Origin of the sequence: Paenibacillus sp. ALJ109b, from assembly GCF_010747435.1 — a bacterium.
Taxonomy (GTDB): domain Bacteria; phylum Bacillota; class Bacilli; order Paenibacillales; family Paenibacillaceae; genus Paenibacillus; species Paenibacillus taichungensis.
The window spans coordinates 87,619-100,136 of sequence record NZ_JAAIFP010000015.1 but is presented as its reverse complement, the minus strand read 5'-3'; the positions used below and the strand labels follow the sequence as shown (position 1 = coordinate 100,136).

Annotated in this window: 10 protein-coding genes and 1 riboswitch; all 10 genes read left to right on the top strand. The window is 47.6% G+C overall.

What is annotated here, in order from left to right:
• Positions 1-53 precede the first annotated feature (53 nt).
• The 10 genes from G3352_RS16510 to upp all read left to right on the top strand — a co-directional run bounded on the left by G3352_RS16510 (position 54) and on the right by upp (position 12,303).
• Entirely contained in the window at positions 54-1,274 is a 1,221-nt protein-coding gene (locus G3352_RS16510) for an FtsW/RodA/SpoVE family cell cycle protein (RefSeq protein WP_163758076.1), read from the top strand.
• Positions 1,275-1,486: 212 nt separating this feature from the next.
• Positions 1,487-2,707, top strand: coding sequence for an FtsW/RodA/SpoVE family cell cycle protein (locus G3352_RS16505; protein WP_163758075.1), 1,221 nt, complete (start codon positions 1,487-1,489; stop codon positions 2,705-2,707).
• Positions 2,708-3,452: 745 nt separating this feature from the next.
• Entirely contained in the window at positions 3,453-5,015 is a 1,563-nt protein-coding gene (locus G3352_RS16500; protein ID WP_240343103.1) for a glycosyl hydrolase family 18 protein, read from the top strand.
• A gap of 292 nt (positions 5,016-5,307) precedes the next feature.
• Positions 5,308-5,970, top strand: coding sequence for a stage II sporulation protein R (gene spoIIR / locus G3352_RS16495; RefSeq protein ID WP_163758072.1), 663 nt, complete (start codon positions 5,308-5,310; stop codon positions 5,968-5,970).
• Positions 5,971-6,211: 241 nt separating this feature from the next.
• A complete protein-coding gene (locus tag G3352_RS16490) occupies positions 6,212-7,405 on the top strand; it encodes an L-threonylcarbamoyladenylate synthase (RefSeq protein ID WP_163758070.1) in 1,194 nt (397 codons plus the stop codon).
• Positions 7,406-7,578: 173 nt separating this feature from the next.
• Positions 7,579-8,139 carry a manganese efflux pump MntP gene (locus tag G3352_RS16485; protein WP_163758068.1) on the top strand — a complete coding sequence of 187 codons (561 nt, stop codon included), beginning with the start codon at positions 7,579-7,581 and terminating at the stop codon, positions 8,137-8,139.
• Positions 8,140-8,263: 124 nt separating this feature from the next.
• Entirely contained in the window at positions 8,264-8,836 is a 573-nt protein-coding gene (locus tag G3352_RS16480) for a low molecular weight protein arginine phosphatase (RefSeq protein ID WP_163758066.1), read from the top strand.
• Between the two features lie 116 nt (positions 8,837-8,952).
• Positions 8,953-9,034, top strand: a riboswitch (ZMP/ZTP riboswitch).
• A 139-nt stretch (positions 9,035-9,173) separates the two neighbouring features.
• On the top strand, positions 9,174-9,767 hold the full coding sequence (locus G3352_RS16470) for a TIGR01440 family protein (protein WP_076287587.1): 594 nt from the start codon (positions 9,174-9,176) through the stop codon (positions 9,765-9,767).
• 232 nt (positions 9,768-9,999) lie between these two features.
• Positions 10,000-11,247: a serine hydroxymethyltransferase gene (locus tag G3352_RS16465; protein WP_024632726.1), complete on the top strand. Its 1,248-nt coding sequence runs from the start codon at positions 10,000-10,002 to the stop codon at positions 11,245-11,247.
• Between the two features lie 426 nt (positions 11,248-11,673).
• The gene (gene upp / locus G3352_RS16460) at positions 11,674-12,303 is read left to right on the top strand and encodes a uracil phosphoribosyltransferase (RefSeq protein WP_053782842.1); all 630 of its coding nucleotides are present in this window, start codon (positions 11,674-11,676) and stop codon (positions 12,301-12,303) included.
• Positions 12,304-12,518 lie beyond the last annotated feature (215 nt).

Here is a 12,518-nt window from a genome sequence, read left to right as displayed (position 1 = left end):
CTCTACAATGAGATATACCGAAGATTGCTGAATGCTTGGAGGAACATAACTACATGCTGCATAAATTCAAAAAAATAGACTATTCCATTGTGTTTATATTGCTCATTCTGATGGCGATTAGTATCTTGTCGATTTATAGTACCACCTTTGGCAGACCGAAGTGGGAGGCTTATCCCCAGAAAGCAGTAATTTTTTACATTATCGGTTTTATTGTGTTTTTTGGAATGTCCATGATTAACTACAAATTGATCATTAAAAATTACCTATACATTTATGGCGTGGGCATGATATTGCTTATTCTTGTTATGTTTATCGGTAAGGAGTACTATGGGGCTCAAGGATGGTTATCCATATTTGGCCTGAGCTTGCAGCCTGCGGAGCTGTTCAAACTATGTCTGATTGTCTTTCTGTCAGCGCTTCTGGCGAGGAAGAAAAACAGGCCGTTGTTTTTTGGACGAGATGTCATCCCGATCTCACTCTGTGTGCTTCCCCCATTGCTGCTCGTCTTGCTTCAAAATGACTTGGGGAATGCGCTGAGTTATGTCATTATCCTAGTAGGGCTTCTCTGGATAGGTAATATCAAATTCACGCATGCCCTGATCGGTTTTGTCATAGCGGTGGCCGCTTTGATCGGTGGGACACAAGCCTATATTCATTACCATGATGAAATTGTAAAATTTCTGAAGGACATTGGTCGCTCTCACTGGGCAGATCGTTTCGACCCTTGGCTTGTACCGGATCAGACGTCAAGGGACGTGCTATGGCAGACCTACAATGCCAAGTTGGCTATAGGTTCTGGAGGTATTAGTGGTAAAGGATACTTAGAAGGTACCACGATTCAGTCGAATCGGGTGCCGCTGGCCTACGCGGACTCGATCTTTGTGCAGATTGGTGAAGAATTTGGTTTTGTTGGAGCATCGGTGTTGCTGCTTCTCTACTTTATCTTGATCCACAGGCTGGTGCTGATTGCACTGGAATGTAAGGATAGGGCAGGGCCATATCTCATTGTCGGTATTATAGCGATGCTGCTCTACCAGATCTTTGTCAACATTGGTCCGTTCATTGGTCTGATGCCGCTGACAGGGATTACACTGCCGTTTATCAGTTTCGGGGGAACCTCGCTTGTTCTCAACATGCTTAGTATGGGACTTGTGATGAGTATCAAAGTGCATACAGAAGAGAATGAGGATATTCTCGGTTCCTCAGAACAGCCAAGCATTACGGAACTGGTATTGAAGCTATTCAGACGCAAATCAACACAGCAGGAGCAATAGTTTTGATCCTAGGACAGACTCTTTGCAAGTGAATACGATATAAGCTAACCCTGGAATCAACAGATCAGAGCAAGATGGATCTGTGGGTCTCAGGGTTTTTCGTTATTTATTTGACGGATTTCCAATTTGTCTTCCAATTCTATACAATGGTAATATTAAAGACTAATGGAAATAATTATTGGGTATTAAACCTCAGGGGGATACGTGGGAACATGCTGAGAATGCTGAAGAAGATGGACGGGGTTATTCTGTTTGTGTTGCTGCTGCTTATGGTTATGAGTGTATTTACGGTGTACAGTGCGATTCAGTCCGATCCGAAATTGGGCAATCATCATATCAAAACCTTGCTGTTTTACGGGATTGGATTCGTAGCCATCATTGGTATTGGATTAGTGAATTATAAACTGTATATCCAATATGCATTTTATATTTACGCAGTGGGGATCATTCTACTGGTTCTTGTCAACTTTATAGGCGGCACGATCAATAATGCGAATGGATGGATAAAGATTAATGATTATCTTTCTTTTCAACCGGCAGAATTGTTTAAAATGATCTTAATTCTGTTTCTGGCGCATGTATTGGTCAAAAGAAAAAATTCTACGCTTCATTTCTGGAAAGACATCGTGCCCATTGGTTTATGGACATTCGTCCCCTTTGCACTCGTAATGATTCAGAATGATCTGGGCAACGCCCTTGGATACATCGTGATTCTGGTCGCTGTGTTATGGATAGGGAATATCAAGTGGTCTCATGCATTAATTGCTCTTGCTATTGTGGGGATCACCTTTTTTGGATTCGTCAAAGCATATACGTCGTATCACGATGAGATTTTCACCTTTCTGGAAAAGGCGAACCGGGAGCACTGGGCCGAGCGGATTGACCCCTGGCTTGTACCGGATAAAGCAACGTCGAAAGCTTCCTGGCATACGAAAAATGCGGGTCTCGCCATAGGCTCGGGAGGAATAACAGGTAAAGGTTACATGCAGGGGACATCTGTCCAATCGGGGCGTGTACCGTATACATATTCAGATTCCATTTTTGTGGTCATTGCTGAGGAGTTTGGTTTTGTAGGTGGATCTGTTCTGCTCTTAATGTATTTTATCCTCATTCATCGTATGGTGTTAATCGCATTACAATGTAGAGACAGGGCAGGACCTGTAGTGATTGTAGGGATTATCGGCATGCTGTTATATCAGGTGTTTGAAAATATTGGCGCTTTCCTCGGGCTGATGCCGCTTACGGGCATTACGCTGCCGTTTATCAGCTATGGAGGCACCTCGTTGCTCATTAATATGGCATGTATCGGGCTGGTGATGAGCATTAAATTGTATGGTCAGGAAGACGAGGACGAGCTTCTTATGGGAGAACAACGACCTACCTTGCTGGAACGTTTATGGAGTATGGTCAAAAAGGAAAAGACAACAGCGTAATCTTAAACTTTGGTATGATTCAACTCTGCCATGGACATCCATCTTCCCATTCAGAGGGTGTTGAAGTATGTTATGGAGCAGTAAGTAATTTGTTTGCTAATCCGATCTTTGCCTGCGGCAGTCAGGTGAAGATCTTTTTTGTTTTTAAGGTTGTGTGAATTTGTAGCTTTAGAAGAATGACAAATTTAATTTTTATTGACAAATATTTCAATTCTGTATTATCCTAATTTTAACTAGATTATATCAGTAACTTACCTGCTACTTATACTCTACACCAGACAGTAATCGATACTTTGAAAGTCGTTATGAATCTACTCCTCATCCATACACCCAGTCATGCCAATGATGAATGTAACCGTAATTAAACTGGTGTACTCTTCCCTAGAATATCAAAATATTTCAGCTATAAAGAACCTTTGATATCCATTGCCCTTCAGCTCAACATTCTATGATCCTTTTAAGTTAGCCTACTTTTTTCTGCGAATCTATTTATTTCATCCATGAATTTCAGCGAACCAGATTTCTTTTCTTATAAATGAAATCGATTACATTAAATTGTAAACGCTTCCTTTAATTCGAGTTTGATTGAAACAGAAAGGGTGAAAAGCGATGTGGATCAACGAACATATTCTTTCAGCGGCATTAACGAGAGAAGCAGTAGGGAGTACAGGGCGTGATCCTCCTGCTAACCAAAATGTGAGGCTGCTGCTGAATTCCTAAAATTAAAACCCCAAAGGAGAGTTATATGATGAACCTAAATCGAGTGGGTACGACCCCTTCATTTGTAAAAGTGTTTATGCTCTTATTTTTATCTTTTGCACTAACCGTTTCAACATTTGCCATTGGACCAGCTAAACAAGCGGACGCAGCTCCTCTTCCAAAGAAAATTATTGCTTATGTGGCTGGTTGGGCCAACTGGACCGCGAATGATATCAAGGCAGAACAGCTCTCTCATATCAATTATTCCTTCGCTCTCATCTCCAACGGCAAAGCAACAATTACAAATTCAGATCGTACCAAACTGCAAATGATGGTTGGATTGAAATCCAGAAACCCTGATCTGAAGGTGTTATTGTCTGTTGGTGGCTGGGGAGCTAACGGTTTTTCAGACGCTGCGCTAACGGACGCCTCACGCACAACATTTGCCGACAGCATTGTGCAGTTGGTAACCTCTAATAACCTGGATGGCGTCGATCTGGATTGGGAATATCCGACCAACCCTGCTGCTGGTACAACTGCGCGGCCGCAGGATAAACAAAACTTCACACAACTGCTCTCGAAGGTGCGTGAGAAGCTCAATGCTCAAGGACAGATTAATGGCAAACAATATCTGCTGACCATTGCCGCCGGAGCGAGCAGCAGTTATCTGAACGGTGTGGAGATCAATAATATCACGCCTCTGCTCGATTGGATCAATCTGATGACTTACGATTTTCATGGAACCTGGGATGCAACCACAGGTCATCATACGAATCTGTCCGGAAGAGATATTAGTGTAACGTCTGCGGTCAATCTGTTCAGAAATAGCGGTGTTCCCGCGAACAAACTGGTCATTGGCGGAGCCTTTTATGGCCGGGCCTGGACTGGGGTTCAGAATTCGAACAATGGTCTGGACAGGCCCGGTTCCGGTGGTTTTGAACCCGACTACAACACTATTGTCAGTCAATATTTGAATAAAAACGGATATACACGATACTGGGACAGCAGTGCCCAAGCTCCTTATCTGTTTAATGGAAATACCTTTATCTCCTATGATGACCCGCAATCGCTCAGCCTGAAGGTGCAATATGTGAAAAACAGCAATCTGGGTGGCATCATGTTCTGGGAGTACAGCAATGACCGCTCAGGTGCGCTGCTTCAGGCCGTATATTCAGAGGTTACGGGTGGGGGAACGGTGCAGCCTCCGAATCCAAGTGGGTACAACTATCTGGTTGCTCAAGCCAATCAGCAAATCGTCTCTGCCGATAATCAAGGCAATGACCAGCTAGTCGCCAATCGGACGACGGCAGGAGACTGGGAGCTTTTTGAATGGATCACGAACTCCGATGGAACGGTGTCCCTCAAGTCCAAAATCAATAATAAATATGTCACAGCAGATGTTAATCTGGGTGGTGCCTTGATCGCAAAAGCCACAACCATTCAGCAATGGGAGAAGTTCAATCGTGTGGATCTGGGTGATGGAACAATCGCATTGCAGGCACTCGCCAATAACCTGTATGTGACCTGTGATCTGAACAATGACGGTAAACTTGTCGCGAGTCGCAATTCGGTTGGCGGGGCTTGGGAAGCTTTTCGGGTGAATAAGTAGCCGAGAAGCAAGGGCATTCAAACAGTATGCTAATTGGGACATCAAGGGTAGGTTAGAGTTTTAGATTTATCAAAGAAGTGCCAGCCGACAAGCGTTCCGTAGGCAGGCGCTTCTTTGAATTTCATCAGTTTCATGAGCGAGATAATAGTCCTTTCGTTTTATGTCTTACCCTCCTATTAAAATTTTAGTAGATTTGTAGTCTAGCAGGTTTACTTCCGTCTCTTCCGGGCATACTGATAGACATGAGAGAGTTACAGGGATCATGATCACGGGAGCCGAGGGGGAGAATGGAATGAGCAGAAGAATCGTGAAACAAATTGGACTTATAATTGTATGTCTTATGATGATTATTATGATGTGGGAAGGTCAGAAAACCGATGCAGCTGTGGCGGCCACAGCGATTCCGGAACAATCCATTCGTTTGCGTATTCTCGCAAACTCGGATGCAGCGGGAGATCAATTGGTCAAACGCGAGATTCGTGACGCCGTCGTTGCCCAAATGAATGAGTGGGTAACCGAACTGGAGAATCCGCAAAGTCTGGAAGAAGCGCGTGGGGTCATTCGTCAGCATCTATCTGAAATAGAGGATCGTGTGGGAGAAGAGCTTGCCAATCGTGGCTTAACCTATTCATATCAGGTGGAACTGGGGCTAGTTCCGTTTCCAACCAAATTATATGGTGGTACCGTATATCCTGCTGGAGATTACGAAGCAGTGCGTATAACACTGGGAAAAGGTGAAGGTCAGAATTGGTGGTGTGTGTTGTTTCCACCATTATGCTTCATAGATGCAGGAACAGGTGATGCGCTGGCGAAGCCTGCAACAGCATCAGCATCAGCAGCTGCGGAGCCTGGAGACGCACAAGCATCTGTGCAGACAGCTACACCGGAAGCACGTTTCTTCCTGTGGGATATGGCGATCAAATTGTGGGATTGGGTAACGGGATTGTTTGCATAACATGGTGCTAGATATAAGCTTTATCAGGGGGGACTTCGATTCAGGGAAGTGCCCTTTTGTTTTATTATGGGTTCGAGTCAAAGACTATGTGATGTTAATCGCTGGTAAGATTCAGACCGCATCCTCGGGCAGAGCAGATATGTTATAATTATAGGAATCAGAAAACATAAGCGAAGAAGGCATCGCGGAAGCGGGATGTCTTGCATTAACTACCCTACTGAAGTTTAGGAATGATGGATACATGATGAGAGAAAACGAGAAATTGCATCAGTCTTCCATGAAAGGTATGGAGAACGATGAAAGTACAGAGAAAATGGTTACAAGTATGTGGGATGTCAATGTACTGTTAGCCAATGACAATACGGATGATGTGGGAAAAGGCAGTACGTATAAACAGGCCCTCGCTGACTTACAGGATGCCGCAGCCTGTATTCGTCAAGGACAGACCGTGGCCTTCCCAACCGAGACGGTTTACGGTCTGGGTGCAGATGCTCGCAGTACAGCTGCGGTGGAAGCTGTATTTGCAGCCAAAGGACGGCCTTCAGACAATCCGCTGATTGTTCATATTGCACAGCGTGACCAGTTGGATTCGCTGGTCACAGAAGTGAATGACACAGCGGAGGCCCTGATGGCGGCCTTCTGGCCGGGGCCGCTTACGCTTGTGCTGCCGGTTAGGCCAGGGGCGGTATCCCCGCGGGTAACCGCTGGTTTGGACACGGTGGCCGTGCGGATGCCGGATCATCCGGTGGCCTTGCAGTTGATCGCGGCGGCGGAATGCCCGGTCGCTGCGCCGAGCGCCAACCGCTCCGGTCGGCCAAGCCCGACTCTCGCCGCACATGTGCGCGAGGATCTGGCAGGCCGCATCGGCGGCATCGTGGACGGCGGCCCCACCGGGGTGGGCGTCGAGTCCACGGTGGTGCAGGTCGGTGACGACGGTACCGTCACCATCCTGCGCCCTGGCGGCATTACGGCGGAACAACTGTCCGCCGTTGCCGCCCGTGTCGCCACGGACCCGGCGCTGCTCGCCGAGGGGCCCGGTGGCGATGACAGCCCGGCGCCGCGCTCGCCGGGCATGAAGTACACGCACTACGCGCCCACAGGTGCGCTGTGCGTGGTGGAGGGGCCGCCCGCAGCGGTGGCGGCCTGGATCAGCGCCGCCCTCGCAGAGGCGGCGCAGCGCGGGGAGCGCACCGCGGTGCTGGCGTTCGCCGAGCACGCGGAGCAGTACCGCGCCGATGCCGTGTTCTCGCTGGGCGAAGCCAGCGAGCTGGAGGAAGCAGCGCGCCGGCTGTACGCCGCGCTGCGCAGCTGCGATGAGCAGGGGGCCACATATATTGTGGCTGAAGCCTGCTCGCGCGAAGGGCTGGGAGCAGCCGTCATGAACCGGCTGCTCAAGGCGGCAGGTCACCGACTTATTCAGGTCGGTAACCGATAGCTCCCTTTTTCCATAATATCGCTATGAATATTCCCCTCTGGCACCTGCCCTCTAGCCACGACTAGCCATTCATTCTTTGAATGCCAGCCATGCAAAAAGCCTTCTCAGGTCATGTTTAGGTTCTTGTCCGCATATGGTGTACAAGAACCTTTACGTGACTTGGGGGTATGGGGATGTGGGATGTGTCTGCCCATGTAGGGCAGTTGGTAACCATTTTGATTATGGCCGTCGCTCTCGGACTCGACGCGTTCTCACTCGGCATCGGGATTGGCATGAAGGGTATTCGTCTGAGAGACGTATTGCGAATCAGTACCGTAACGGCCCTGTTTCACATCATCATGCCACTCATCGGCATGTATACAGGCAAATACGTCAGTTCCCTGCTTGGTGACATTACGACGTATGCAGCTGGCGGTCTGCTGGTCCTGCTGGGCGCCCATATGATTTTGAACGCATTCCGGGAGGGAGACACCAAACTGGTGGATCATCGATCTCTGCTCGGTGTGATTCTGTTCTCACTGAGTGTCAGCGTGGATTCGTTCTCCGTTGGAGTCTCGCTCGGCATGTTCAGCAGTGACTTGGTGTTAACGGTGCTGGCTTTTGGTGTCTGTGGTGGAGCAATGTCCGTTATGGGTCTGCTGTTGGGACGGCGTGTGAGCAAAAACATGGGCGATTACGGGGAAGCGGTTGGCGGAGCGATCTTGCTCGCTTTTGGACTTTTGTTTATATTTTAAAAAACGACGTTAACCATGATTACAGCCTAGTGAAGTCTTCAATATATAGTTAAGAGGTTCATTGGTTCAGAATTAGTTTCAAACATGATTCGACAACATTTGCAAAATGGGGAGGCTAACCACAATGAAACATATTTTGTTTGTATGTACAGGGAATACATGTCGCAGCCCCATGGCGGAGGGACTTTTACGTAAACTGGCGTCTGAGCGGGGCATTCAGGTGGACGTTCGTTCCGCAGGTGTAGCCGCCACAACGGGCATGCCGATTTCCCGTCATGCGGAGGCCGTATTAAGGGATCACAACGTGGAGGGACCACCTCATTCGACGCTCCTTAGCTCCAACCTGGTCGGTTGGGCCGATCTGATTCTCACGTTGACACGCAGTCATAAACAGCATGTAATACAGGTTTTTCCCGACTCTGTACACAAGACCTATACCTTGAAAGAGTATGTGGAAAATGACGAGCAAGTCCTGAATGATCTTCAGGAACTGGACAGCCTGTTTGCGACCTTGGAGATGAAACGTGCGCTAGGTCAGGAGATTTTGGCATCTGAACGTGAGCGGGCAATCGAGATCAGACAGCGGATTCCGAGCTTTGATATTTCCGACCCGTTTGGCGGCAGCCGCGACGATTACAACATAGCTGCGGCAGAGATTCGGACCGCGCTCGACAGACTTTTGGACAAGCTGGATTAATTGGATTCGTTTAATCATTCCCAGCTACCGATGGATTACCATATAAAAAACGTACACGGGATGTAAATTACCCGTTGATTTTAAACGCAGGTTGTTTTATGATGGATGGGAAAACAGGGATCCGGTGTAACTGGCGACGAAGTGGGCATAACCACGATGGAGCACCGGAACAAACGGCCGGTCGCCTGGGCAAAAGAGCAATTCTGCGTTACCCGCAGACTGCTCTTTTTTTCGTCTTTCATCTGATTATTCGCTATAATAGTACCTGAAATGCCATGCAAGAATACCAAGGGCAGCCAAGAGGAAGCCGGGCATGATTTTATCGGGAGGCGATAGGATGACTATTGAGTTAGATTCGGAACAACCCGGATTGCATGAACAGACCGCATCCATTCTGCGTGAACTGGCGCTTGCCGGACAGCTTGGAACTGGACAGATCGTTGTGATCGGTACAAGTACAAGTGAAGTCGCAGGCAAACGGATTGGTACAGGCGGTGCGGTTGAAGTAGCGCAGCAGCTTCTTGCGGGTATACGCGAGGTGCAGCAGGAGTTCGGTTTTGATGTTGTATTCCAATGCTGTGAGCACCTGAACCGTGCACTGGTTATGGAGCGTTCACTGCTTACACGTCTTGGATTGACTGAAGTGGGTGCAGTACCTGTGCCCAAAGCAGGTGGTTCCATGGCATCCGCAGCGTATCGCTCGCTGACCGATCCATGCCTGGCTGAACATGTGCAGGCCCATGCGGGACTGGATATTGGGGAGACGATGATTGGCATGCATTTGCGGCATGTGGCAGTACCCTTCCGGACAGCACTCCGCTACATCGGTGATGCTCGTGTAACTACAGCATTGACCCGTCCAAAGTTGATTGGTGGCGAGCGTGCAGTGTATCGTATGGAAGAGCAACCAGATTCGACATTTTGTGACTGATATCTTCAACCTATATAAAGCCAAATTAGACTTTACACGAAAACGGAGAGTGCAACACCAATCTGAAGAAGCAAAGCGTTCGCCTTTATCCCCGGATTCCCCCCTTATTATAAGGGAGTTCAGAAAAATCTGGGGATAACAGCGATCGGAAGATGGTGATGCAATCGAAGTCAGGAGTGTAACCACTGTAGTTTCGCTTTATAACTTCACTTATAACTGGAGGAATTTAATCATGGAACAATTGCGCAAGAATGACCCGGCAGTACTGGAAGCGATGAATCTTGAACTGAAACGTCAACAAAACAACATTGAGCTGATCGCGTCCGAGAACATCGTAAGCGAAGCGGTTATTGAGGCATTGGGATCTGTACTTACCAACAAGTACGCTGAAGGATATCCGGGCAAACGTTACTACGGTGGTTGTGAGCATGTTGATATCGTAGAAGATATCGCGCGTGATCGTGCCAAAGAATTGTTTGGAGCAGAACATGTGAATGTTCAACCTCACTCCGGTGCACAAGCGAACATGGCAGTATACCTTGCGGCTCTGAAACCAGGTGATACCGTTCTGGGTATGAACCTTGCGCATGGCGGACACCTCACACATGGTAGCCCGGTTAACGCTTCCGGATTGCTGTACAATTTCGTGGCTTACGGTGTACAAGAAGATACATTCCTGATTGATTATGATGAAGTGCGCAAAGCGGCATTTAAACATCGCCCTCGTATGATCGTTGCAGGTGCAAGTGCATATCCGCGTATCATTGATTTTGAAAAGCTTGCTTCCATCGCCAATGATGTAGGTGCTTTGTTCATGGTGGATATGGCTCACATCGCAGGACTGGTAGCTGCAGGCTTGCATCCAAGCCCGGTTCCACATGCGCATTTCGTAACGACAACTACACACAAAACGCTGCGTGGACCTCGTGGTGGTATGATTCTGTGCCGCAAAGCTTGGGCAGCGGCGATTGATAAAGCGGTATTCCCGGGTTCCCAAGGTGGACCTCTGATGCACGTGATTGCTTCCAAAGCGGTAGCATTCGGTGAAGCATTGCAACCTTCGTTCAAAACGTATGCACAAAACGTGGTAAAAAATGCACAAGTATTGGCTGAAACGCTGATTGCTGAAGGATTGAACATCGTATCCGGTGGTACAGACAACCACTTGATGCTGATCGACACACGCAGCGTGAATATCACAGGTAAAGAAGCTGAGCATGTACTTGATTCCATCGGCATTACCGTGAACAAAAATGCAATTCCGTTTGATCCGACTAGCCCGTTTGTAACGAGCGGTATCCGTATCGGTACACCTGCAGCTACTTCCCGTGGTATGAACGAAGAAGCAATGGTAGCTATTGGTAAGATCATTGCCAAAACATTGAAGAACCCTAAAGATGCAGCTAAATTGGACGAAGCCCGTGCGGAAGTAACGGCGCTCACCGACCAATTCCCACTGTACACTGACCTTAAATACTAAAAAAACTTGCTCATGGTGTTTGTATCTGAGTGTTCTTTAAATGGGATACAAACAACGTAGCGGACAGAATGAAGCCGTAGAAGCGTAGCGCTCGCCTTTATCCCCGGATTTTCCCCTTATTAAGGGGAATCAAAAAAATCTGGGGATAACAGCGATCGGAGGTGCATTCTGTTTGCGGAGTGCCATTGTATGCATCATTTTCATTTTCTCAGGCGACATAACAGCGAGAGCAAAAAGGACCGGATGACTCATTTTTCCGGTCCTATTTTTATAGGATTCGGTTTTCTGTAATGATTGAGTGCCCTTTGATGGTGTAATTCGGTGTAGGTGATGATATAATATACAGGATTTATCGGGGCCTATGAATGATGATTAGGCATATTTGGTAATGCTGAACATGAAGAACATACCGGAGGGACAAATTAGATGGGAAAATTAGTAATATGTGATCACCCTTTGATTCAACACAAACTGACGTTTATACGCGACATGCGTACGAATACGAAAGATTTTCGTGAATTGGTGGATGAAGTGGCTACACTGATGGCTTATGAGATTACAAGAGATGTTGAGCTGGAGACTATTGATGTACAGACACCAGTAGCTGAAACACAAGGAAAAGTCATTTCTGGACGTATGCTTGGGCTGGTTCCGATTTTGCGTGCGGGCCTTGGGATGCTGGATGGTGTTGTTAAATTGCTGCCAGCGGCAAAAGTTGGACATGTAGGTTTGTTCCGTGACCCGGAAACCCTGCAACCTGTTGAGTACTACACCAAGCTGCCTACGGACGTTACAGAGCGTCAGTTGATTGTCATCGACCCGATGCTGGCAACTGGCGGTTCTGCCATTGCTGCTATTGACGTGCTCAAAAAACGCGGCTGCACGCAAATCAAAATGATGAACCTGGTGGCAGCTCCTGAAGGAGTAAAAGCTGTTCAGGATGCGCATCCGGATGTAGACATCTACGTTGCTGCACTGGACGACCGTCTGGATGATCACGGCTATATTGTTCCCGGACTGGGAGATGCAGGAGACCGTCTATACGGCACTAAATAAGCATATCGCATGCTTTGTAAGAGGTTGTTCAAAAAGTCCAATTTTGATTACGAAGGATGCCCAAGGGCATCATCGACATCGAATATGAAATTCAGCCGAAATGTCCGTTGCTCACGTAGTTTTCCCTACGCTCCGCTACTCCATTTCTACCTTCATTCCATATTCTTGGTACTGAAAACCGGACTTTTTGAACATGAACTTATAGAAAAGGGGCT